This window comes from Streptomyces violascens (assembly GCF_014649955.1).
Classification (GTDB): Bacteria; Actinomycetota; Actinomycetes; order Streptomycetales; family Streptomycetaceae; genus Streptomyces; species Streptomyces violascens.
Genome location: NZ_BMUA01000002.1, coordinates 437,206 through 459,383, shown reverse-complemented (window position 1 = coordinate 459,383; position 22,178 = coordinate 437,206). Strand labels below are relative to the sequence as shown.

Genomic DNA, 22,178 nt, shown 5'->3' with positions numbered 1-22,178 from the left:
CCTCACTTGAAGAGGATGCGGCGCACGGGGCCGCGGGCCAGGGCGGGCACCAGCTTCAGGGCCTCTTCGGCGGCTTCGCCGAGACCGGCCGCCCGGCTTTCGCGTTCCTTGCCCAACGCGCCTGCAAGGAACGAGAGTTGATCAGGCGTCAGCTCGGCCAGCAAGTCCGGAGGCGGCGCCCCCAGCTCCGTACTCAACTGCGACAGCGCTTCGTTGTCCACAAGGACCTCCCGGTGACGGACGGCGGCTCGTCCCGAGAGTGGAGCGCAATTGACTAATAGTCAATACGTGGCGCGGGCCGCGGCCCGAACACGCCGCGACGCCCGCCCAGTCGTCCGGTCGGGGACAGTGGGGCGGGCGCCGGTCAGTTCCGCACGTCGTTGTACGGGACGTATGAGGGGTGATGGACCCTGGGGCGTCAGACGGTGAGCGCTCGGTCCGTGGGGCGGATCGGGGCGGGCAGGTCGCTCGCGCCGGTCAGGTAGCGGTCGACGCCGCGCGCCGCGGAGCGGCCCTCGGCGATCGCCCAGACGATCAGGGACTGGCCGCGGCCCGCGTCACCGGCGACGAACACGCCGTCGACGTTGGTCGCGAAGTCCGCGTCGCGCGCGACGTTGCCGCGCTCGTCGAGCTCCAGGCCGAACTGCGCCACCAGGCCGTTGGCCTGGTCGGTGCCGGTGAAGCCCATGGCGAGGGTGACCAGCTGGGCGGGGATCTTCCGCTCGGTGCCCGGCTTCTGGGTCAGCTTGCCGTCGACGAACTCGACCTCGACGAGGTGCAGGAACTGGACGTTGCCGTCCTCGTCGCCCTCGAAGTGGGTGGTCGAGACGGAGTAGACGCGCTCGCCGCCCTCCTCGTGCGCGGAGGTCACCTTGTAGAGCATCGGGAACGTCGGCCAGGGCTGGCCCGGGTTCCGCTCCTCGCCCGGCTTCGGCATGATCTCCAGCTGGGTGACCGAGGCCGCGCCCTGGCGGTGGGCGGTGCCCACGCAGTCCGCGCCGGTGTCGCCGCCGCCGATGACCACGACGTGCTTGCCCTCGGCGGTGATGGGGGGCGCCACGAAGTCGCCCTCCTGCACCTTGTTGGCGAGCGGCAGGTACTCCATCGCGAAGTGGATGCCGTTCAGCTCGCGGCCCGGGACCGGCAGGTCGCGCGAGACCGTGGCGCCGGCCGCGATGACGACCGCGTCGTAGCGCTTGCGCAGCTTCGCGGCGTCGATGTCGCGGCCGATCTCGACCTCGGTACGGAACTTGGTGCCCTCCGCGCGCATCTGCTCGATGCGGCGGTTGATGTGCACCTTCTCCATCTTGAACTCGGGGATGCCGTAGCGCAGCAGGCCGCCGATGCGGTCGGCGCGCTCGTACACGGCGACCGTGTGTCCGGCCCGGGTCAGCTGCTGGGCGGCGGCGAGACCCGCCGGGCCCGAGCCGATGACCGCGACGGTCTTGCCGGACAGGCGCTCGGGCGCCTGCGGCTTGACGTCGCCCGTGTCCCACGCCTTGTCGATGATCGAGACTTCGACGTTCTTGATGGTGACGGCGGGCTGGTTGATGCCGAGCACGCACGCCGACTCGCAGGGCGCCGGGCACAGCCGACCGGTGAACTCCGGGAAGTTGTTCGTGGCGTGCAGGCGCTCGGAGGCGGCCTGCCAGTCCTCGCGGTAGGCGTAGTCGTTCCACTCGGGGATCAGGTTCCCCAGCGGACAGCCGTTGTGGCAGAACGGGATGCCGCAGTCCATGCAGCGCCCGGCCTGCTTGCTGATGATCGGCAGCAGGGAACCGGGAACGTAGACCTCGTTCCAGTCCTTGAGGCGCTCGCCCACCGGGCGGGTCTTGGCGACCTCGCGCCCGGTGGTCAGGAAGCCCTTGGGGTCAGCCATTGGTCGCCGCCTCCATCATCTTCTCGGTGGTCTCCTGCTCGGAGAGACCGGCGAGCTCAGCGGCGTCCTTGGCGGCGAGCACTGCCTTGTACGTGGTCGGGATGATCTTGCTGAAGCGGTCCACGTTCACGGACCAGTCGGCGAGCAGCTTCTCGGCGACCGTCGAGCCGGTCTCCTCGAAGTGGCGGCGCACGACGTCGTGCAGCCACTGCTTGTCGGTGTCGCTCGGTGTCTCGATGGCGTTCAGGTTCCCGGAGTTGACGTTGTCCCGGTCCAGGTCGACGACGTAGGCGATGCCGCCGGACATGCCGGCCGCGAAGTTGCGCCCGGTCTCGCCGAGGACGACCGCGTGGCCGCCGGTCATGTACTCGCAGCCGTGGTCGCCCACGCCCTCCGAGACGACGGTGGCACCCGAGTTGCGGACGCAGAAGCGCTCGCCGGTGCGGCCCCGCAGGAACAGCTCGCCGCCGGTCGCGCCGTAGGCGATGGTGTTGCCCGCGATCGTCGAGTACTCGGCGAGGTGCTCGGCACCCCGGTCCGGGCGGACGATGACACGGCCGCCGGAGAGGCCCTTGCCGACGTAGTCGTTGGCGTCGCCCTCCAGGCGCAGCGTCACACCGCGCGGCACGAAGGCGCCGAAGGACTGTCCTGCCGAGCCGGTGAAGGTGATGTCGATGGTGTCGTCGGGCAGGCCCGCACCGCCGAACCTCTTCGTCACCTCGTGGCCGAGCATGGTGCCGACCGTGCGGTTGATGTTGCGGATCGCGATCTGCGCGCGGACCGGCTGGGCGGCCTCGGCGGACTCGGCCTCCAGGGCGTCGGTGGCGAGCTTGATCAGCTCGTTGTCCAGCGCCTTCTCCAGGCCGTGGTCCTGCTCGATCACCGCGTGGCGCACGGCGCCCTCGGGCAGCTCGGGCACGTAGAAGAGCGGTTCCAGGTCGAGGCCCTGGGCCTTCCAGTGGGTCACGGCCCGGTCGGTGTCGAGGAGTTCGGCGTGGCCGACGGCCTCCTCGATGGTACGGAAGCCGAGCTCGGCCAGGATCTCGCGGACCTCTTCGGCGATGAACTCGAAGAAGTTCACGACGAATTCGGGCTTGCCCGAGAAGCGGTCGCGAAGGACCGGGTTCTGGGTGGCGATGCCGACCGGGCAGGTGTCCAGGTGGCAGACGCGCATCATGACGCAGCCGGAGACGACGAGCGGCGCGGTCGCGAAACCGAACTCCTCGGCGCCGAGCAGCGCGGCGATGATCACGTCGCGGCCGGTCTTGAGCTGGCCGTCGGTCTGCACCACGATGCGGTCGCGCAGGCCGTTGAGCAGCAGCGTCTGCTGGGTCTCGGCGAGGCCGAGCTCCCAGGGGCCGCCCGCGTGCTTGAGCGAGGTGAGCGGGGAAGCGCCCGTACCGCCGTCGTGGCCGGAGATGAGGACGACGTCCGCGTGCGCCTTGGAGACACCCGCGGCGACCGTCCCGACGCCGACCTCGGACACGAGCTTCACGTGGATGCGCGCGGCCGGGTTGGCGTTCTTGAGGTCGTGGATCAGCTGGGCCAGGTCCTCGATGGAGTAGATGTCGTGGTGCGGAGGCGGCGAGATCAGGCCGACACCCGGGGTGGAGTGCCGGGTCTTGGCGACCCACGGGTAGACCTTGTGGCCGGGCAGCTGGCCGCCCTCGCCGGGCTTGGCACCCTGCGCCATCTTGATCTGGATGTCGTCCGCGTTGACCAGGTACTCGCTGGTCACACCGAAGCGGCCGGAGGCGACCTGCTTGATGGAGGAGCGGCGCGCCGGGTCGTACAGGCGGTCCGCGTCCTCGCCGCCCTCACCGGTGTTGGACTTGCCGCCCAGCTGGTTCATGGCGATGGCGAGCGTCTCGTGGGCCTCGCGCGAAATGGAGCCGTACGACATGGCGCCGGTCGAGAAGCGCTTGACGATCTCGGAGACCGGCTCGACCTCGTCGATGGAGATCGGCTCGCGGTCGCTCTTGAAGCCGAAGAGTCCGCGCAGCGTCATGAGGCGCTCGGACTGCTCGTTCACGCGGTCCGTGTACTTCTTGAAGATGTCGTACCGCTTGTTGCGCGTGGCGTGCTGGAGGCGGAAGACCGTCTCCGGGTCGAACAGGTGCGGCTCGCCCTCGCGGCGCCACTGGTACTCGCCGCCGATCTCCAGGGCGCGGTGCGCCGAGGGGACGCCGGAGGCGGGGTAGGCCTTGGCGTGGCGGGCGGCGACCTCGCGCGCGACCACGTCCAGACCCGCACCGCCGATCTTCGTCGCGGTGCCGATGAAGTACTTCTGGACGAAGGCCTCTTCGAGACCGACGGCCTCGAAGACCTGGGCGCCCCGGTAGGAGGCGACCGTCGAGATGCCCATCTTGGACATGACCTTCAGGACGCCCTTGCCGAGCGCGTAGATCAGGTTGCGGATGGCCTGCTCGGGCTCCAGGCCCTCGATGAAGGTGCCGGCCCGGACCAGGTCCTCGACGGACTCCATGGCGAGGTACGGGTTGACGGCCGCGGCACCGTAACCGATGAGCAGCGCGACGTGGTGCACCTCGCGGACGTCACCGGCCTCGACGAGCAGGCCCACCTGGGTGCGCTGCTTCGTGCGGATGAGGTGGTGGTGGACGGCGGCGGTGAGCAGCAGCGAGGGGATCGGCGCGTGCTCGGCGTCGGAGTGCCGGTCGGACAGGACGATGAGGCGGGCGCCGTCCTCGATCGCGGCGTCGGTCTCCTTGCAGATGGCGTCGATGCGGGCGGCAAGGGCGTCGCCGCCGCCGGAGACGCGGTACAGGCCGGAGAGCGTGGCGGCCTTCATGCCCGGCATGTCGCCGTCGGCGTTGATGTGTATCAGCTTCGCCAGCTCATCGTTGTCGATGACCGGGAAGGGCAGCGTGACGCTGCGGCACGACGCGGCGGTGGGCTCCAGGAGGTTGCCCTGCGGGCCCAGCGTGGAGCGCAGGCTGGTCACGAGCTCTTCGCGGATGGCGTCGAGCGGCGGGTTGGTGACCTGCGCGAACAGCTGGGTGAAGTAGTCGAACAGCAGCCGGGGGCGCTCGGAGAGCGCGGCGATCGGCGAGTCCGTACCCATGGAGCCGAGCGGCTCGCCGGCGGTGCGGGCCATCGGCGCGAGAATGACGCGGAGCTCTTCCTCGGTGTAGCCGAAGGTCTGCTGGCGGCGGGTGACCGAGGCGTGGGTGTGCACGATGTGCTCACGCTCGGGCAGGTCCTCCAGCTCGATCTCGCCGGCTTCCAGCCACTCCTTGTACGGGTTCTCGGCGGCGAGGGACGCCTTGATCTCGTCGTCCTCGATGATGCGGTGCTCGGCGGTGTCGACGAGGAACATCTTGCCGGGCTGCAGGCGGCCCTTGCGGACGACCTTCGCCGGGTCGATGTCGAGCACGCCGACCTCGGAGGACAGGACCACGAGACCGTCGTCGGTCACCCAGTACCGGCCCGGGCGCAGGCCGTTGCGGTCGAGGACCGCGCCGACCTGGGTGCCGTCGGTGAAGGTGATGCAGGCCGGGCCGTCCCAGGGCTCCATCATCGTGGCGTGGAACTGGTAGAAGGCACGGCGTGCCGGGTCCATCGACTCGTGGTTCTCCCACGCCTCGGGGACCATCATCAGGACCGAGTGCGGCAGCGAGCGTCCGCCGAGGTGGAGGAGTTCGAGCACCTCGTCGAAGGACGCGGAGTCGGAGGCGTCCGGCGTGCAGACGGGGAAGATGCGGTCGAGCTTGCCGGCGCCGGAGTTGAACAGGCCGGAGGCGAGCTGGGACTCGCGGGCCACCATCCAGTTGCGGTTGCCCTTGACCGTGTTGATCTCGCCGTTGTGCGCGACGAAGCGGTACGGGTGGGCCAGCGGCCAGCTGGGGAAGGTGTTGGTGGAGAACCGCGAGTGCACGAGGGCGATGGTGGTGGCGCAGCGGCGGTCGGAGAGGTCCGGGAAGAACGGCTCCAGCTGGCCGGTGGTCAGCATGCCCTTGTAGACGATGGTCCGGGCGGAGAGCGACGGGAAGTAGACACCGGCCTCCCGCTCGGCGCGCTTGCGCAGCACGAAGGCCTTGCGGTCGAGCGCGATGCCGGACGAGCTGCCGTCGCCGACGAACAGCTGGCGGAAGGCGGGCATGGTGGCGCGGGCGCCGTTGCCGAGCAGTTCGGGGGTGACGGGGACCTCGCGCCACCCGAGGACCGTGAGGCCCTCTTCGCCCGCGATCGTCTCGATCCGTGAGACGGCCTCGCCGGTCTCCTCCAGGGGCAGGAAGGCGATACCGACGGCGTACGAGCCTGCCTCGGGCAGCTCGAAGTCCGTGACCTCGCGCAGGAACGCGTCCGGAACCTGGAGCAGGATGCCCGCGCCGTCACCGGAGTCCGGCTCGGAGCCGGTGGCACCGCGGTGTTCCAGATTGCGCAGTACGGTCAGGGCCTGCTCGACCAGCTCATGGCTGGCAACACCGGTGAGGGTGGCCACGAACCCGACGCCACAGGCGTCGTGCTCGTTACGGGGGTCGTACATCCCCTGCTGGGCGGGGCGACCGTCCATGGGCGACCAGGCGTCGGAACGCATCGGCTCTCCCGTCGTCGTTAGTGGCATTGGGGTCTCCCCTGCTCGATCGATTCAGAGAGCGTTGGGGAGGCGTAGCCGAGGGACGACGTTGGCCCTCTGCGAAATTTCGTGCAGGTTACATGATGGAACGTATCTCGGGAACCGGATAGTGCATTCCAACATGCGGACACCCAGGAGTGCGGGCTTCATTGCCCACGAGGGCGCACGCGGGCGTGCTGGTTGAGTGTGTACGGCCTATGCCCGGCGGTAAAAGATCCGAAACCGCCGAGTAACGATTACTTATGTGGCCCTATGCATACTCCGCCATTCTACGGCTCGCGGCGGGAAAGCGCGCAGGACGTACGTCACACGGGGCGGCGCCGAATGGCCCCGCCCCGTGTGATGACCTCGGTGTTCGTCAGCCGATGGCGGTACCGAAGAAGGAGCCGATGCCGAAGGTCACGGCGGCCGCGGCGCCACCGAGGGCCAGCTGGCGCAGGCCGCTGAACCACCACGAGCGGGCCGTCACCTTGGCGACCACCGCGCCGCAGCCGAAGAGGCCGATCAGCGCGAGCAGCACCGCGGGCCACAGCGCGGTCGCGCCCAGCAGGTACGGCAGCAGGGGCAGCAGCGCGCCGAGCGCGAAGGAGGCGAAGGAGGAGACCGCGGCCACGGTGGGCGAGGGCAGGTCGGACGGATCGATGCCGAGCTCCTCGCGGGCGTGGATCTCCAGCGCCTGCTCGGGGTCCTGCGAGAGCTGGCGGGCGACCTCGCGGGCGAGCCCCGGCTCGACGCCGCGCGACATGTAGAGCTCGGCGAGCTCGCGCTCCTCGTCGGCCGGGTGCTTGCGCAACTCCCGGCGCTCGATGTCGAGTTCGGCCTCGACGAGTTCGCGCTGCGAGGCGACCGAGGTGTACTCGCCGGCCGCCATCGAGAAGGCGCCGGCCGCGAGACCGGCGAGGCCGGTGATGACGATGGTCCGGTGCGAGACCTCGCCGCCGGCGACGCCCGTCATCAGGGCGAGATTGGAGACCAGGCCGTCCATCGCGCCGAACACGGCCGGGCGCAGCCAGCCACCGTTGACATCGCGGTGGGTGTGGTTGTCGCGGTGCGCCTCGTGCAGCGTCGCTTCGGTATCGATGATGGACACAGCTATCCCCTTGCTTTCGGCAGCGGGCACTTCACGTCCCGCGCCCCCTCAACACCGTCGAAACTACGCTCGATGTAAGGGCCGCGCCAGCAAGTAAGGCCTTACTTAGTGAGGTTGGGCTCAGTAAGCAAGGCCTTCCTGAGGGGCCCGGAAGACGTCGCACACGGCCTTCGTCGAACGCGCCGGGCACCCCGCACCCACGGAACCGGCCGCCCAGGGTGGACAATCCCGGCATGACCCGGATCACCGTGCTCGGCAGCACCAACATGGACCTCGTCGCGTACGTCACCACCGCGCCGCGCAGCGGCGAGACCGTCACCGGCCACGAGTTCCGCACCATCCCCGGCGGCAAGGGCGCCAACCAGGCCGTCGCCGCCGCCCGGGCCGGGGCGGAGGTGGCGATGATCGGCGCGGTCGGCACGGACGAGTTCGGCGACCGGCTGCGTGCCACGCTCGAACACTCGGGGGTCGACATCGATCTGCTGCGCACCACCGAGGGCCCCTCCGGCACCGCCCACATCGTGGTCGACCGGGACGGCGCCAACGCCATCGTCGTCATCCCGGGCGCCAACGGCTCGGTCACCTCGCTCAGCCACGCGGACCGCGCGATGATCGCCGAGGCGCGGTCCCTGCTGATCCAGCTGGAACTGCCGATGAGCGCGGTCCTGGAGGGCGCGGAAGCGGCCCGGCGCAACGGGGTCCGTACGATCCTGACCCCCGCGCCCGCCCGGCCGCTGCCCCCCGAACTCCTCGCCGTCACCGACCTGTTGGTGCCCAACGAGCACGAGGCCGCGACGCTGACCGGCATCTCGGGCGATCCCGAGCGGGCCGCGGCCGCGCTCCTCGCACACGTGCCGGAGGTCGTGATCACGCTGGGCGCGCGGGGCTGTCTGTACGCGTCCCGGGCTCAGCCGGAGCCGGTGGCGGTCCTGGCCCCGCCGGTCACCGCCGTGGACACGACAGGCGCGGGCGACACCTTCGTGGGCGCCCTCGCGGTGGCCCTGGCCGAGGGCCGCCCGATGATGGACGCGCTGGCCTGGGCGTCCAGCGCGGCGGCGCTGTCGGTCCAGCGGCCGGGGGCGGCGACGTCTATGCCGTACAGAGCCGAAATCGACGCGTAAGCCCATCCGGGGGGCGGGGATTTCGGGCTGCCCAGCACTGCGGGGGCCATCCGAGGGTGGGCCGGGATGTTCAGGTCCCGGGGCTGCGGGGGCTCCGCCCCCGAAGCCCCCGCTCCTCAAACGCCGGAGGGGCTGATTTCTCCCCTGCCTCCGGCTCAGGCCTTCTTCGGCTCCGGCTCGGATGCCACCGACTCCGCCTTGGGCTCGTCCGTCGGCTCGGCGGGGTCGTCCTTGCCCAGCGACACGGGCTCGCCGTCCTTGTCCGCAGAGGCATCGTCCTGCGCACCCGGCTCGACGATCTCCTCGCGGCCGGGCCGCAGCTTCGCCGAGACCACGATGTAGACGACTGCCAGCAGGAAGACGCCGCCCGCCGTCCAGTCGTTCAGGCGCAGGCCCAGGATGTGGTGAGCCTCGTCGACCCGCATGTACTCGATCCAGAACCGGCCCACGCAGTACGTGGCGACGTACAGCGCGAACGCCCGGCCGTGGCCCAGCTTGAAGCGGCGGTCGGCCCAGATGATCAGGAAGCCTGCGCCGACGCACCACAGGGACTCGTACAGGAACGTCGGGTGGTAGGTGCCCGCGATCCGGTTCGGGCCCTCGCTGATCTTCAGTGCCCAGGGGACGTCGGTGGGGCGGCCGTACAGCTCCTGGTTGAACCAGTTGCCCCAGCGGCCGATCGCCTGGGCGAAGGCGAGGCCGGGGGCCAGCGCGTCGGCCCAGGCGGGGAGCGGGATGCCCCGGCGGCGGCAGCCGATCCAGGCGCCGACCGCGCCGAGCGCGACCGCGCCCCAGATGCCGAGGCCGCCCTCCCAGATCTTGAAGGCGTTGACCCAGTCCTCACCGTCGCTGAAGTACAGCTGGTAGTCGGTGATGACATGGTAGAGCCGGCCGCCGACGAGCCCGAAGGGCACCGCCCAGACGGCGATGTCGGCGACGGTGCCGGAGCGGCCGCCGCGGGCGACCCACCGCTTGTTGCCGTACCAGACGGCGACGAAGACACCGATGATGATGCAGAAGGCGTAGCCGCGCAGCGGGATCGGTCCGAGGTGGATCACACCGGTCGACGGGCTGGGGATGAAGGCAAGTTCCATGGCAGGGTCGACGCTACCGTGCCGGGCGGGCGCTGCGGCAATCCGCCCGGCAACTTATGAGTAACAAGGGACCCGGGACTCAGGAGGCCGGGCTCGCCTTTCCGGCCGGCTTGCCCTTGTTGGCCTGGGCGACCCACTTCTTCAGGTTGGCCGCGGTGATCTGCTCGTTGCCCTTCGCCGGGAAGATCGATTCGCCGTTGAGCTGCACGGTCGGCGTGCCGCCGAACTTACCCGCCTGGAAGGCCTGGTTGGACTTCACGACCCAGCTGTTGTGCGTGCCGTTCTGGACGCAGGAGCGGAAGGCGGGCGTGTCCAGGCCCGGCACCTTCTTGGCCAGATCGAGCAGCTTGGCGTTGTCCGCGTAGGCGTCGTCCATCTCGTCGGGCTGGTTGGTGTAGAGGACGTCGTGGTACGCGGAGAACTTCCCCGCGTCCTGCGCGCAGCCCGCCGCGTTGGCCGCGTGCAGCGAGCCGCCGCCGCGGGTCTTGTCGTCGATGAGGGTGACCAGGTGGTACTGGACGCGGATCTGGCCGCTGTTCTCCAGCTCGTGAATGGTGGACCTGAGGCCGTTCTCGAACGCGGCGCAGGCCGGGCAGCGGAAGTCCTCCCACACCGTGAGCGTGGACGGCGCGTCGGCGGCGCCGACCGGGATGGCCGGCTTGTCCTTGGCGTCGGCTCCGGCGGGGGCCACCACCGGGCCGCTCGTGCTCGCGCTCTTGGCGTTGTCGCTGCCGCCCGCGTTTGCGGCGATCACGCCGATCACGGCGGCCAGGCCGAGCACGCCCACCACGGCTCCGGCCACGATCACCTGCCGTCGGCGGCGCTCGCCCGCCTTCTGCTGCTCGCGTTGTTGGATGAGCCGGTCTCGCGCGGCCCGCTTCGCATCACGGTTGTCACTCACACCCGCAGCAACGAACCGGGGAGGCACGCTCGTGCCTCCCCGGTCCCACTTCCACTCGTACGGATTATCCGTGCGATGAACGCGCTACGACGCCCGGCGAACGCCCTCGGCGAGCTCGGCCGCCAGTTCCCGTACGGCCACCAGGCCCGCGGCGTGGTCCGGCGCGTCCAGCATGCGCTTGACGAAGGCCGAGCCGACGATCACGCCGTCGGAGAAGACCGCGACCTCCTTGGCCTGGACCGCGTTCGAGACGCCGAGGCCCACGCAGACCGGGAGTTCGGTGGTCGCCCGGGTCCTGCGCACCAGGTCCTCGGCCGAGGCGCCGACCGACTCCCGGGTGCCCGTGACGCCCATCAGCGAGGCCGCGTACACGAAGCCCGAACCGGCCGCCGTGATCGTGGCGAGGCGGTCGTCCCTGCTGCTCGGGGCGACCACGAACACCGTGCCGAGGCCGTGCTTCTCGGCGTGCTCGCGCCACACCCCGGACTCCTCGACCGGCAGGTCGGGCAGGATGCAGCCCGCGCCGCCCGCCTCGGCGAGCTCGGCGGTGAAGCGCTCGATGCCGTAGCGGTCGATGGGGTTCCAGTACGTCATGACCAGGACCGGCTTGCCGGTGGCCGCGTGGGCCTCGCGGACGGTGCGCAGCACGTCGGCGATCTTCACGCCGCCCTTGAGGGCGATGTCGTCGGCGGTCTGGATGACCGGGCCGTCCAGGACCGGGTCGCTGTGCGGCAGGCCGACCTCGACGACGTCGGCGCCGCCGTCGAACACGGCCTTGACCGCCTCGATGCCGCCGTCGACGGTCGGGAAGCCGGCCGGCAGGTAGGCGATGAGCGCGGCCCGGTTCTCGGCCTTCGCCTTGGCGAGGGTGTCGTTCAGCAGCTCTACGTTCCCGCTCACTTCGCGTCCCCCTCGTTTTCGCCGTCGTACAGGCCGAAGTAGCGCGCGGCCGTGTCCATGTCCTTGTCGCCGCGGCCGGACAGGTTGATCACGATCAGTCCGTCCTTGCCGAGCTCCTTGCCGACGTCGAGGGCGCCCGCGAGCGCGTGCGCCGACTCGATCGCCGGGATGATGCCCTCGGTGCGCGAGAGCAGGCGCAGGGCCTGCATCGCCGCGTCGTCGGTGACCGCGCGGTACTCGCCGCGGCCGATGTCCTTGAGGTAGGAGTGCTCCGGGCCGATGCCCGGGTAGTCCAGGCCCGCCGAGATCGAGTAGGGCTCGGTGATCTGTCCCTCCTCGTCCTGGAGGACGTACGACCGTGAACCGTGCAGGATGCCGGGCTCGCCCGCGGTCAGGGTCGCCGCGTGCTCGCCGGTCTCGACGCCGTGACCGGCCGGCTCGCAGCCGATGAGGCGTACGGAGGCGTCCGGGATGAAGGCGTGGAACAGGCCGATCGCGTTCGAGCCGCCGCCCACGCAGGCGACGGCCGCGTCGGGCAGGCGCCCGGCGCGCTCCAGGATCTGGCGGCGGGCCTCGACGCCGATCACGCGATGGAAGTCGCGCACCATCGCGGGGAAGGGGTGCGGTCCTGCGACCGTGCCGAACAGGTAGTGCGTGCGGTCGACGTTGGCGACCCAGTCGCGGAACGCCTCGTTGATGGCGTCCTTGAGGGTGCGGCTGCCGGAGGTGACCGGGATGACCTCGGCGCCCAGCATCCGCATCCGCGCGACGTTCAGTGCCTGGCGCTGGGTGTCGATCTCGCCCATGTAGATGGTGCATTCGAGGCCGAACAGGGCGCAGGCGGTGGCGGTGGCGACGCCGTGCTGGCCGGCCCCCGTCTCGGCGATGACGCGGGTCTTGCCCATGCGCTTGGTGAGCAGCGCCTGGCCGAGCACGTTGTTGATCTTGTGGGAGCCGGTGTGGTTCAGGTCCTCGCGCTTGAGGAAGACCCGGGCGCCGCCCGCGTGCTCGGCGAACCGGGGCACCTCGGTCAGGGCGCTGGGCCGGCCGGTGTAGTTGACCATGAGGTCGTTGAGCTCGGCGGCGAAGGCCGGGTCGTGCTTGGCCTTCTCGTACTCGACGGCCACCTCGTCCACCGCGGCCACCAGGGCCTCGGGGATGAATTTGCCTCCGAAGGCGCCGAAGTAGCCCTGGGGGCTCGGGACTTGGCCCTCGGGGTCGGGTACGAAGAATTCGTTCTCGTTGGACATGCGGATACCTCGCGGGGGCGTTGCAGCCCCGGTCCTGGGTTGGCGGGTTGTCGCTTGTCGCCGAGCGTCGATGCGGGTGCGCGCGGATCTGCGTCCGACCGCCGTCGTGGGCTGGTCGCGCCCACGCGGCGGAGCCGCAGAATGTCACAGCCCCGCGCCCCTTCGGGGCGCTCAGCTCAGCGGCATCGCCATCGCATGCCGTTGACCTGGCCCGGCTCCGAGCCGATCACGTACCGCACACGCCGTCCGTGCACCCGGCGCGCCGGAGCGCGGCAGCCGCGGGGGCGGCAGCCGGGTGCGAGGCGGACGGCGATGGACATCGGGTCAGCTCCGCCCGTGGCGCAGGGCGGGGTGGGCGCCCGCCGCGACGAGGTCGGCGACGGCCGCGCGCGGGTCCTTGCCGGTGACCAGGGACTCGCCGACCAGGACGGCGTCGGCACCCGCGTTGGCGTACGCGATGAGGTCGTGCGGGCCGCGGACGCCGGATTCGGCGATCTTCACGATGTGGTCCGGGATCTCCGGGGCGACCCGCTCGAACGTGGTGCGGTCGACCTTGAGGTCCTTCAGGTTGCGTGCGTTGACACCGATGATCTTGGCGCCCGCGTCCACGGCCCGGTCGACCTCGTCCTCGTCGTGCACCTCGACCAGCGGGGTGAGCCCGATCGACTCGGCGCGCTCGATCAGCGACACCAGGGCCGGCTGGTCCAGGGCGGCCACGATGAGCAGCGCCAGGTCGGCGCCGTGCGCGCGGGCCTCCCACAGCTGGTAGGCCGTGACGATGAAGTCCTTGCGCAGGACCGGGATGTCGACCTTGGCGCGGACGGCCTCCAGGTCGGCGAGCGAGCCGCCGAAGCGGCGCTGCTCGGTCAGTACGGAGATGACGGACGCGCCGCCCGCCTCGTAGTCGGCGGCGAGAGCCGCGGGGTCCGCGATGGCGGCGAGCGCGCCCTTGGAGGGGCTGGAGCGCTTGACCTCGCAGATGACCTTCACGCCGTCGCCGCGCAGGGCCGCGACCCCGTCCCGGGCCTGGGGCGCCTTCTCGGCGCGCTCCTTCAGCTCGTCGAGGCTGACACGCGCCTGCCGCTCTGCGAGGTCGGCGCGGACGCCTTCGATGATCTCGTCGAGCACACTCACGCGAGCGGCCCCCTTCCGGGACGGTGATGTCGGTCAGGACGAGGGTGACCCTCACGAGCGGTCACGATCAGCCATGACGATGGTATCCGCACCGGAGCGAAGGGGTCGCATCCGGTTGACCGGCGTCCCAATAATTGGGACGTCACCTGCGGGGATACCCATTCCGTCATGGCGCGAGTACGGAGCCGAACGGCAGGTTCCGGACCACCGAGAAGATCACCACGACCGATCCGATCAGCCACCACTGGCGATCGCTCGGCGCGAATCGCAGGGGCAGCCCCCGGGCCGAGCGGACGGCCCACAGGACCCAGCCCACGGCGAAGAGCAGATAGCCGGCGACGGCCAGCGCATTGGAATGGACGGCCGCCGCGAAGTGCCCGGTGATGAAGTCGTGCGCACTGCGCAGCCCGCCGCAGCCCGGGCAGTAGAGGCCGGTGAACCGGAACAGCGGGCAGACGGGGTAGTGGCCCGGCTGGTTCGGGTCGACCAGGCCCACGTACGCGAAGGCCGAGGCCACCGCGCCGAGCGTGCCGAGCGGCACCAGGATCCTCTTGGCCGGGGTGCCCGGGGCGGCCGGACGCACCGGAGTGCCGGGCGGGGCGGCCGGATGCGCCGGGGCGCCGGGTATGGCGGCCGGGTGGGCCGGGGCGGGGTTCGGCCGGTCTGCGTCCACTGGGCGATTGTCCCCGTTCACAGGGAAAGGCGCAGCCCGTGTGGGGGCTGCGCCTGACGGGATGGCGGGCGGTTTCAGCCGGCCTGGGCCTCGAGGCGGGCGCGCACCTTGGCGGCGGCGTCCGCGCGCATGCGCGCGATCTCGGGCGTGTCCTTGGGGGTGCCGAGGCCGGCCATCTTCATGACGCCGCCCACGACGGCGGCGATGCCGAGGAGTGCGATGCCGGCCCAGAAGCCCACCGGGTTGGCGGCCACTATGAAGACGCAGGTCACGCAGAATCCGATGAAGGCAATGATGACACCGGTCCAGGCTGCCGGGGTGTGGCCGTGGCCGCTCTTCGCCATGGGAGTTGCTCCTCGTAGGTGTTTCCGTGTTGTTTGTCGTTGTCGGCGCTGCTGTCGGCGCTGTTACCGGCGTCCTGTCCGCTGCCGCCGCTGTCGTCGAACCCGACGCTCCACGCCATTGTCCCGCACCGGAACGGATGCCCGAGTGCGGGGGTCAGCTCTCGCGCGTCGGGTCCTCGCCGCGGTCCAGTGCCTTCCAGAGTTCCTCGGGGCGCTCCGGGTCGGGCGCGGTGCGCGCCTTGCGGGGGCGGGGGGTGCCGTCGCGTTCGTAGCGGCCGCCCATCGCGGGCCAGGACGTGCCGAAGCGGAGCGCGAGCAGCCCGGCCAGCAGCAGCAGGACGCCGCCCGCGACGGCGACGTAGGGCCAGCTGGTGTGGGTGAGCGCGGTGATCGTGGCGGCGGCGTCTCCGCTGGCCTTGGCCGCCTTCTCGTCCAGGGCGGCGCTGTCGCTGACGCCGAGCCAGGCGGTCACGGCGGCTCCGGCGCCGCTGAGCGTGAGCAGCACCGAGACCACGACGCGGCCCGGGCCGCGTACCGCGAAGACGGCCACCAGGGCGGCCAGGCCGACGATCGCGAGGGCGGAGGGCACGCCGGTGATGTCGCCGCCGGAGGCCTTCAGCGGCAGCGCGCCACCGCCGACGGCGGCCTGGCCGTGCGCCCAGGTCTGGCCCGAGGCCATGAGGACGACGGCGGCGCCGACGGCGCCGGCGAGCAGCGCGGCGGCCAGGCTGCGGCGGCCGCCGCCGCGGGCGGACGGCGCGGCTGCTTCGGCACGGGGCTGGGGTACGGATGCGGCACTCACGTACTCCACTATCGCCTGCGCGCGGCCCGGCGCCGCACCCGGGGCCCGCGTCCTTCCCACGCGGAGCGGCCCACGGGGAACCAAGGGCAGGCAAGCGCTCGGCCATCGATCGCCCATCGGCTGCCCGCGAAGCGCCCGGGATCTGTCCCCGAACGGGCCTCGAAGGCAAAGCGGCGATAGAGATTCCCGCCGTCTTCTTGTTGGCATGAGCAGGTCACCCCTAGGTTCACCGCCGGTCCGGGTCGCGCACCACGCGGCACGGCCCGCACAGCGCACCCGCACGTCTCCTGGTCAACCCACCTCACGGAGGAAGTAAGTTGCGCAGATCCCTCTCCCCCACCGCCCTGGCCGCCACCCTGGCCGCGGCAGCGCTCGCCCTGGCAACTCCCCTCGCCCAGGCGGCCGCCGGCCCCTCCGCCGCGGCGTCCGCGGCGCACGTCACCACCGTCCGCTCCTGCGCGGCCCCGACACACAAGGACGTCATGGCCTGCAAGGCCCTGAAGGTGACCGGCGGCACGGTGAAGTCCGCCGACGCCGAGCGCGCGCTGACCGCCGCAGCCGCGCCCTCCGGCTACGGCCCCGCCTCGATCCAGTCCGCGTACAAGCTGCCGTCCTCGACGGCAGGTTCCGGTAGGACCGTGGCGATCGTGGACGCCTACGACGACCCCAACGCGGCCGCCGACCTCGCCAAGTACCGTTCCCAGTACGGGCTTCCGGCCTGCACGGTCGCCAACGGCTGCTTCAAGAAGGTCGGCCAGACCGGCACCTCGACCCTGCCCGGCGCCGACGCCGGCTGGGCCGAGGAGATATCCCTCGACCTCGACATGGTCAGCGCGGCCTGCCCCAACTGCAAGATCCTGCTGGTCGAGGCGAAGTCGGCGTCGATGGCCAACCTGGGCACGGCCGTCAACACGGCGGTGTCGCTGGGCGCGCAGTACGTCTCCAACAGCTACGGCGGCGGCGAGTCCTCCTCCGACACCTCGTACGACACCAAGTACTTCAACCACCCGGGCGTCGCGATCACGGTGAGCTCCGGTGACGGGGGCTACGGCACCGAGTACCCGGCGGCCTCCCGCTACGTCACCGCGGTCGGCGGCACCTCGCTCAACTCCGCCTCCAACAGCCGCGGTTGGACCGAGAGCGCGTGGAGCGACGCCGGTTCCGGCTGCTCCGGCTACGACGCGAAGCCGAGCTGGCAGAAGGACACCGGCTGCGCGAAGCGGACCGTCGCGGACGTCTCGGCGGTCGCCGACCCGGCCACGGGTGTCGCGGTGTACGACACCTACGGCGGCGACCCGGGCTGGGAGGTGTTCGGCGGCACCAGCGCCTCCGCGCCGCTGATCGCCGCGGTGTACGCGCTGGCGGGCACCCCGTCGTCGGGCTCCACGCCTGCCTCGTTCCCGTACGCCCACACCGGTTCGCTCAACGACGTGACGGGCGGCTCCAACGGCAGCTGCTCGCCGGCCTACCTGTGCAAGGGCGGCAGCGGCTACGACGGCCCGACGGGGCTCGGCACCCCGAACGGGACCGCCGCGTTCACCGGCTGAGCAGATTGGCCGTGTTCACCGCGCGCAGGACGGCGGCCGCCTTGTTGCGGCACTCGTCGTCCTCCGCGACCGGGTCGGAGTCGGCGACCACGCCGGCTCCGGCCTGCACGTACGCGGTGCCGTCCCGCAGCAGTGCGGTGCGGATCGCGATCGCGGTGTCGGAGTCCCCGGCGAAGTCGAGATAGCCGACACAGCCGCCGTAGAGCCCGCGGCGGCTGGGTTCGAGCTCCTCGATGATCTGCATCGCGCGGGGCTTGGGGGCACCCGAGAGCGTGCCGGCCGGGAAGCAGGCCGTCAGGACGTCGAACGCGGTGCGTCCCTCGGCGACCCGTCCGGTCACGGTCGACACGATGTGCATGACATGGGAGTACCGCTCGATCGACATGAAGTCGACGACCTCCACCGAGCCCGGCTCGCACACCCGGCCCAGGTCGTTGCGGCCGAGGTCGACGAGCATGAGGTGCTCGGCGCGCTCCTTGGGGTCGGCGAGCAGCTCGTCGGCGAGCGCCTGGTCGTGCTGCGGGGTGGTGCCGCGCGGCCGGGTCCCGGCGATCGGGTGGAGCATGGCGCGCCCGTCCTCGACCTTGACGAGCGCCTCGGGGCTCGATCCCACGACGTCGAATCCGTCGAAGCGGAACAGGTACATGTACGGCGACGGGTTGGTCGCGCGCAGCACCCGGTAGACGTCCAACGCGCTTGCCGCGCACGGGGTTTCGAAGCGCTGGGAGGGCACCACCTGGAAGGCCTCGCCGGCTCGGATGCGCTCCTTGATGTCCTCGACGACGTCCTGGTAGGCCTTGCCGCCCCACAGCGCCGTGTACTCCGGCAGCGCGGAGGCGGGCAGCGCGACCGGGTCGTACGTGACGGGCTTGGCGAGGTCGGCCTCCATCGCGTCGAGGCGGGCCACGGCGTGCTCGTACGCCTCGTCGACGCCGGTGTCGAGGTCGTTGTGGTTGATCGCATTGGCGATCAGCAGGACCGAGCCGTCCCAGTGGTCGAGTACGGCGAGGTCCGAGGTGAGCAGCATGGTCAGCTCGGGGAGCCGGAGGTCGTCGCCCCCGTGCTCGGCGATCTTTTCGAGCCGGCGCACGATGTCGTAGCCGAGGTAGCCGACCATGCCGCCGGTGAAGGGCGGCATCCCCGCGACCAGGTCGCGCGGGGTGTGCAGGGCCTCGACGGTGGCCTTGAGGGCCGCCAGAGGATCACCCGAAGTGGGGACGCCGACCGGCGGCGTGCCGATCCAGTGGGCCTCGCCGTCGCGGGCGGTGAGGGTCGCGTCGGAGCGTACGCCGACGAAGGAGTACCGCGACCAGGAGCGCCCGTTCTCTGCGGATTCCAGCAGGAAGGTGCCGGGGCGTTCGGCGGCGAGCTTGCGGTAGAGGCCCACCGGCGTGTCACCGTCGGCGAGCAGGCGCCGGTGCACGGGGATGACGCGGCGGTCGACGGCGAGCTTGCGGAAGGTGTCGAGGTCCATGACTACTTCCCCAGGTCGAGCACGTCGGCGTCGAAGCAGGTGCGGTCCCCGGTGTGGCAGGCGGCTCCCACCTGGTCGACCTTGACCAGGACGGTGTCCGCGTCGCAGTCCAGGGCGACCGACTTCACGTGCTGGACGTGCCCGGAGGTGTCCCCCTTGACCCAGTACTCCTGACGGCTGCGCGACCAGTACGTGCAGCGGCCGGTGGTCAGGGTGCGGTGCAGGGCCTCGTCGTCCATCCAGCCGAGCATGAGCACCTCGCCGGTGTCGTACTGCTGGGCGATGGCCGGGACCAGACCGTCGGCGCTGCGCTTGAGGCGGGCGGCGATGGCGGGGTCGAGATTGCTGGTCATGACCCCATTCTGCCGTGGCCCAAGGGGCTGCCGGGCGGTGCGTCCACTGTCCGGACGACGGCGGCGGCCGTACGCTGGCGGACATGTCGACCCATGCCAAGCGTGAACGGCTTCTGCTCGCCGACCTGTTGGAGGCGGTGGGCCCCGAGGCGCCGACCCTCTGCGAGGGCTGGACGGCCCGCGAACTCGCGGCCCATGTCGTGGTGCGCGAGCGGCGCCTCGACGCGGCGGGCGGGATCGTGATCCCGGCCCTGAAGAACCGCCTCGACCGGGTCCAGGCGGAATTCGCCGCGAAGCCGTACGAGGAACTGATCCAGCTCATCCGCACCGGGCCGCCGAAGTACTCGCCGTACAGCCTCAAGCAGATCGACGAGGGCGCCAACGCGGTGGAGTTCTACGTGCACGCCGAGGACGTCCGCCGGGCGCAGCCGGACTGGACGCCCCGCGAGCTCGACCCGGTGTTCTCGGACGCGCTGTGGTCCCGCCTGGAGAAGGCGGCCCGGGTGATGGGCCGCAAGTCGCCGGTGGGCATCGTGCTGCGCCGCCCGGACGGGCAGACGGCGGTGGCGCACAAGGGCACCCCGGTGGTGACGGTCACCGGCGAGCCGGGCGAGCTGACGCTGTTCGCGCACGGGCGCCAGGAGGCGGCGCAGGTCGAGCTGGAGGGCGACAAGGAGGCCTCCACGCGGGCGCTGGAGGCGAAGCTCGGGATCTAGGGGGTCCTGGGCAGCTCGGCGCGGCGCAGGTGGCCCGAGGCGAGTCCGATCACCGCGCCCATCGCGCACACCGCCGCGCCGGCCAGGAACACGGGCGTGGTGCCCCAGGCGCCTGTGGCCGCGCCCGCCAGCGGATAGCCGAGCGGTGCGATGCCCATCGTGAACAGGGACGACACCGCGGAGACCCGGCCGAGGCGGCCGGGCTCCGTCGCGGTCTGCACCAGGGCCCCGCACAGGGCGCCGCTCAGCCCGGCGAGCAGGCCGACGACGGCCCCGGCGACGGCGGCGAGCGCCACCGAGGGGGTGTATGCCAGGGCGCCTGTCGCGGTCGCGCCGCCGAGCAGGGACACCGGCAGTACGAGCCCGGCGCGGGGGAGCCTGCCGCGTACCGAGAGCAGCAGCGAGGCGGCCCCCGCGCCCGCCCCGAACGCCGCGACGACCCAGCCCATGCCGGCCGCGCCCCAGCCCCGCTCCTTCGCCAGCAGGGTGAGCCCGATGTTGAACGGGGCGGCCAAACCCAGCTCGCCTACGGCTATGACCAGCATCAGCGGGGCGAGCAGGGCGTGGCGGCGGATGTAGCGCAGCCCGTCGGCGAGCTCCCGCAGCGGGGGTTCCTCGGCCTCTCGGTCGTCACCGGGGAGGCGGGCGATGCGTACGCCCACCAGCAGGGCGGTCGAGGCGGCGAACAGCACGCCCGCCACGGCGAAGGTGGCCGCGGTCCCGCCGAGCGCCACGGCGAGCCCGCCGAGCGGGGCCCCGGCGATGTTGGCGACCCGCGCCCCGAGCCCCTTGAGCCCCTGCACCCGGGCGAGTTCGCCGGGGCCGGTCAGCCTGGGCGGCAGCGCGCCGAGCGCGGGCAGCAGCACGGCGTCGACCGCCCCGAAGACCAGCGCGAGCACGATCAGGAGCCACAACTCGGGGCCCGTGACCAGCAGCGTCGCGGCCATGCCCAGGATGATCAGGCTGCGGGCGGCGTCGCTGCCTATGACGACCCGGCGCGGCCCGAACCGGTCGGCGACCACGCCGCCGCCGAGCATGAGCAGGGCCCTCGGCACAGCGCCCACCGCGAGCACGAGCCCGGCCTGCCCCGGGCTCCCGGAACGGGCCGCGGCCCAGGCCAGCGCCATGTAGTACACGCTGTCGCCGACGAGCGAGGAGGTGTACGCGGCGAGCCACCGCAGCACGTTGCCGTCCCGGTGGGCGGGGCGGGCGGGGGCGGCCGGTAAGAGGGTGGCGGGTTCCGGCGGGGCCGGGGTTCTCTCGGACACGGAAGTCCTCTCAGACGCGGGAGTCCTCGTCAGACGCGGGAGTCCTGGCCAGACGCGGGAGTCCTCGTCAGCCACGGAAGGGGAAGCCGTACAGGTGGACCGCGACCTTTTCGCGCCCCTCGGTGTCGCCCGCCGCGACGGCGGCCTCGCCGCGCCGCTTGTACTTGCCCAGCACGGCATCCAACTCCTCGTCCAGCGCGGTGAGTTCGGCCGGCGTGAGGTGGGCCATGTACTCGCTGCTGAACGAGGCGGTGACCCACTCCTCGCGCCAGGCGGACATGGCGTCGAGGAAGGCGCGGTAGAGCTCGATCCGCTGCTCCAGGAGGAGCCGGGTCACCGAGGTGTGCACGGCGACCTTCTCGGGGGCGTCCTTGAAGTCCTCGTGGCGGTAGCTGATCCCGTCCGACGCGGGCTGCCACCAGCGCTCCCGCCCGTCCTTGCCCTGCGACTCGGCCTCCTCGATGAGGCCGTGGTCGGCGAGCTTGCGCAGGTGGTAGCTGACGAGGGAGACGGCCTCGTCGACCTGGTCGGCGAGCTGGGAGGCGGTGGCGGAGCGGGCGTTGTAGAGCGCGCGGTAGAGCCTCGTGCGGAGGGGGTGACCGAAGGCCTTGAGGGTGTCTACGTCGGTGATTCTGCGGTTGCCCTGGGGTGCCATGGGTTCAGGCTAGATAGAAAAGAAATGTTGCACAATAAAAATTGCGCAAGAAGTGCTGCTTATCGTTCGCGGGTCGATCCCCCGCCCCGCCCCTTCCCGAGACCCTCCGGGGGTGTGGATCGGCTGAGCCTGACTCCTGGGGCTCCGCCCCAGACCCCGTTCGCGCCTGAAGGGCGCTCGTCCTCAAACTCCCCCAAGGCCTCAAGGGCCAGGGGGACCCCATGACGGGCTGGGAATGCCCGTACCGCACAGTCGGCAGGCGGAGGGGTCCGGGCCGCAGTCCAGGGCCGCCCGCACCGGCCCTGCTCAGGGGCGCGGGGAACGGCGCGAGCAACCACGCACGACCCGCAGCCGAAGAAGCGCCAGGGGGTTCCGGGCAC

Annotated in this window: 20 protein-coding genes; 3 read left to right on the top strand and 17 right to left on the bottom strand. The window is 71.4% G+C overall.

Going from position 1 to position 22,178, the window contains the following annotated elements:
• Nucleotides 1–2: 2 nt before the first annotated feature.
• The 4 genes from IE206_RS07180 to IE206_RS07165 form a co-directional block, all read right to left on the bottom strand.
• On the bottom strand, nt 3–221 hold the full coding sequence (locus IE206_RS07180; RefSeq protein WP_189961157.1) for a hypothetical protein: 219 nt from the start codon (nt 219–221) through the stop codon (nt 3–5).
• 197 nt (nt 222–418) lie between these two features.
• The gene (locus tag IE206_RS07175; RefSeq protein WP_189961156.1) at nt 419–1,879 is read right to left on the bottom strand and encodes a glutamate synthase subunit beta; all 1,461 of its coding nucleotides are present in this window, start codon (nt 1,877–1,879) and stop codon (nt 419–421) included.
• Nucleotides 1,872–6,437, bottom strand: a complete 4,566-nt coding sequence (gltB, locus tag IE206_RS07170; protein WP_189961155.1) for a glutamate synthase large subunit — start codon at nt 6,435–6,437, stop codon at nt 1,872–1,874. The genes IE206_RS07175 and gltB overlap by 8 nt, the downstream gene beginning before the upstream one ends.
• Nucleotides 6,438–6,834: 397 nt before the next feature.
• Complete coding sequence (locus IE206_RS07165) at nt 6,835–7,566, bottom strand: VIT1/CCC1 transporter family protein (protein ID WP_189961154.1); 732 nt, start codon at nt 7,564–7,566, stop codon at nt 6,835–6,837.
• Nucleotides 7,567–7,799: 233 nt separating this feature from the next.
• Here IE206_RS07165 and rbsK point away from each other — a divergent pair, with 233 nt between their 5' ends.
• The gene (gene rbsK / locus IE206_RS07160) at nt 7,800–8,687 is read left to right on the top strand and encodes a ribokinase (RefSeq protein WP_189961153.1); all 888 of its coding nucleotides are present in this window, start codon (nt 7,800–7,802) and stop codon (nt 8,685–8,687) included.
• A 155-nt stretch (nt 8,688–8,842) separates the two neighbouring features.
• Here rbsK and lgt read toward each other — a convergent pair whose 3' ends face one another.
• From lgt to IE206_RS07120, 9 genes are all read right to left on the bottom strand, one after another.
• Entirely contained in the window at nt 8,843–9,781 is a 939-nt protein-coding gene (gene lgt / locus IE206_RS07155; protein WP_189961152.1) for a prolipoprotein diacylglyceryl transferase, read from the bottom strand.
• A gap of 79 nt (nt 9,782–9,860) precedes the next feature.
• Nucleotides 9,861–10,682 carry a DsbA family protein gene (locus IE206_RS07150; protein WP_189961151.1) on the bottom strand — a complete coding sequence of 274 codons (822 nt, stop codon included), beginning with the start codon at nt 10,680–10,682 and terminating at the stop codon, nt 9,861–9,863.
• 84 nt (nt 10,683–10,766) lie between these two features.
• Nucleotides 10,767–11,582, bottom strand: coding sequence for a tryptophan synthase subunit alpha (trpA, locus tag IE206_RS07145; RefSeq protein ID WP_189961150.1), 816 nt, complete (start codon nt 11,580–11,582; stop codon nt 10,767–10,769).
• Nucleotides 11,579–12,832: a tryptophan synthase subunit beta gene (gene trpB, locus IE206_RS07140; RefSeq protein WP_189961149.1), complete on the bottom strand. Its 1,254-nt coding sequence runs from the start codon at nt 12,830–12,832 to the stop codon at nt 11,579–11,581. The genes trpA and trpB overlap by 4 nt, the downstream gene beginning before the upstream one ends.
• 176 nt (nt 12,833–13,008) lie before the next feature.
• Nucleotides 13,009–13,152: a tryptophan biosynthesis modulator TrpM gene (gene trpM, locus IE206_RS43555; protein WP_366342946.1), complete on the bottom strand. Its 144-nt coding sequence runs from the start codon at nt 13,150–13,152 to the stop codon at nt 13,009–13,011.
• 4 nt (nt 13,153–13,156) lie between these two features.
• The gene (gene trpC / locus IE206_RS07135; protein WP_189961148.1) at nt 13,157–13,966 is read right to left on the bottom strand and encodes an indole-3-glycerol phosphate synthase TrpC; all 810 of its coding nucleotides are present in this window, start codon (nt 13,964–13,966) and stop codon (nt 13,157–13,159) included.
• Nucleotides 13,967–14,132: 166 nt separating this feature from the next.
• Nucleotides 14,133–14,639, bottom strand: a complete 507-nt coding sequence (locus tag IE206_RS07130) for a DUF2752 domain-containing protein (RefSeq protein ID WP_226598768.1) — start codon at nt 14,637–14,639, stop codon at nt 14,133–14,135.
• A gap of 74 nt (nt 14,640–14,713) precedes the next feature.
• Entirely contained in the window at nt 14,714–14,983 is a 270-nt protein-coding gene (locus IE206_RS07125; RefSeq protein WP_189961146.1) for an HGxxPAAW family protein, read from the bottom strand.
• 154 nt (nt 14,984–15,137) lie between these two features.
• A complete protein-coding gene (locus tag IE206_RS07120) occupies nt 15,138–15,794 on the bottom strand; it encodes a TIGR02234 family membrane protein (protein WP_189961413.1) in 657 nt (218 codons plus the stop codon).
• 308 nt (nt 15,795–16,102) lie between these two features.
• Here IE206_RS07120 and IE206_RS07115 point away from each other — a divergent pair, with 308 nt between their 5' ends.
• Nucleotides 16,103–17,332 (top strand): S53 family peptidase, encoded by a 1,230-nt coding sequence (locus IE206_RS07115; protein ID WP_373300880.1) that lies wholly within the window; start codon nt 16,103–16,105, stop codon nt 17,330–17,332.
• Here the strand turns inward: IE206_RS07115 and IE206_RS07110 are convergent.
• Together IE206_RS07110 and hisI are read right to left on the bottom strand one after the other, a co-directional pair.
• Nucleotides 17,322–18,806, bottom strand: coding sequence for an anthranilate synthase component I (locus IE206_RS07110; RefSeq protein ID WP_189961145.1), 1,485 nt, complete (start codon nt 18,804–18,806; stop codon nt 17,322–17,324). The genes IE206_RS07115 and IE206_RS07110 overlap by 11 nt on opposite strands.
• A gap of 2 nt (nt 18,807–18,808) precedes the next feature.
• Nucleotides 18,809–19,159: a phosphoribosyl-AMP cyclohydrolase gene (gene hisI / locus IE206_RS07105; RefSeq protein WP_189961144.1), complete on the bottom strand. Its 351-nt coding sequence runs from the start codon at nt 19,157–19,159 to the stop codon at nt 18,809–18,811.
• A gap of 83 nt (nt 19,160–19,242) precedes the next feature.
• On the opposite strand from hisI, the gene IE206_RS07100 reads away from it, so the two are divergent.
• A complete protein-coding gene (locus IE206_RS07100; protein WP_189961143.1) occupies nt 19,243–19,875 on the top strand; it encodes a TIGR03085 family metal-binding protein in 633 nt (210 codons plus the stop codon).
• On the opposite strand, the gene IE206_RS07095 is transcribed toward IE206_RS07100, so the two are convergent.
• Together IE206_RS07095 and IE206_RS07090 are read right to left on the bottom strand one after the other, a co-directional pair.
• The gene (locus IE206_RS07095) at nt 19,872–21,143 is read right to left on the bottom strand and encodes an MFS transporter (protein WP_226598769.1); all 1,272 of its coding nucleotides are present in this window, start codon (nt 21,141–21,143) and stop codon (nt 19,872–19,874) included. The two genes, IE206_RS07100 and IE206_RS07095, sit on opposite strands and share 4 nt — an antisense overlap.
• Before the next feature lie 67 nt (nt 21,144–21,210).
• The gene (locus IE206_RS07090; RefSeq protein ID WP_189961141.1) at nt 21,211–21,798 is read right to left on the bottom strand and encodes an ArsR/SmtB family transcription factor; all 588 of its coding nucleotides are present in this window, start codon (nt 21,796–21,798) and stop codon (nt 21,211–21,213) included.
• Between the last annotated feature and the right edge of the window lie 380 nt (nt 21,799–22,178).

What these genes read in the sequence shown, in the direction of transcription:
- IE206_RS07175 (WP_189961156.1), bottom strand. Translation starts at nt 1,879, where the DNA reads ATGGCTGACCCCAAGGGCTTCCTGACCACCGGGCGCGAGGTCGCCAAG.
- gltB (WP_189961155.1), bottom strand. Translation starts at nt 6,437, where the DNA reads ATGCGTTCCGACGCCTGGTCGCCCATGGACGGTCGCCCCGCCCAGCAG.
- rbsK (WP_189961153.1), top strand. Translation starts at nt 7,800, where the DNA reads ATGACCCGGATCACCGTGCTCGGCAGCACCAACATGGACCTCGTCGCG.
- lgt (WP_189961152.1), bottom strand. Translation starts at nt 9,781, where the DNA reads ATGGAACTTGCCTTCATCCCCAGCCCGTCGACCGGTGTGATCCACCTC.
- trpB (WP_189961149.1), bottom strand. Translation starts at nt 12,832, where the DNA reads ATGTCCAACGAGAACGAATTCTTCGTACCCGACCCCGAGGGCCAAGTC.
- trpM (WP_366342946.1), bottom strand. Translation starts at nt 13,152, where the DNA reads ATGTCCATCGCCGTCCGCCTCGCACCCGGCTGCCGCCCCCGCGGCTGC.
- IE206_RS07125 (WP_189961146.1), bottom strand. Translation starts at nt 14,983, where the DNA reads ATGGCGAAGAGCGGCCACGGCCACACCCCGGCAGCCTGGACCGGTGTC.
- IE206_RS07110 (WP_189961145.1), bottom strand. Translation starts at nt 18,806, where the DNA reads ATGGACCTCGACACCTTCCGCAAGCTCGCCGTCGACCGCCGCGTCATC.
- hisI (WP_189961144.1), bottom strand. Translation starts at nt 19,159, where the DNA reads ATGACCAGCAATCTCGACCCCGCCATCGCCGCCCGCCTCAAGCGCAGC.
- IE206_RS07100 (WP_189961143.1), top strand. Translation starts at nt 19,243, where the DNA reads ATGTCGACCCATGCCAAGCGTGAACGGCTTCTGCTCGCCGACCTGTTG.
- IE206_RS07090 (WP_189961141.1), bottom strand. Translation starts at nt 21,798, where the DNA reads ATGGCACCCCAGGGCAACCGCAGAATCACCGACGTAGACACCCTCAAG.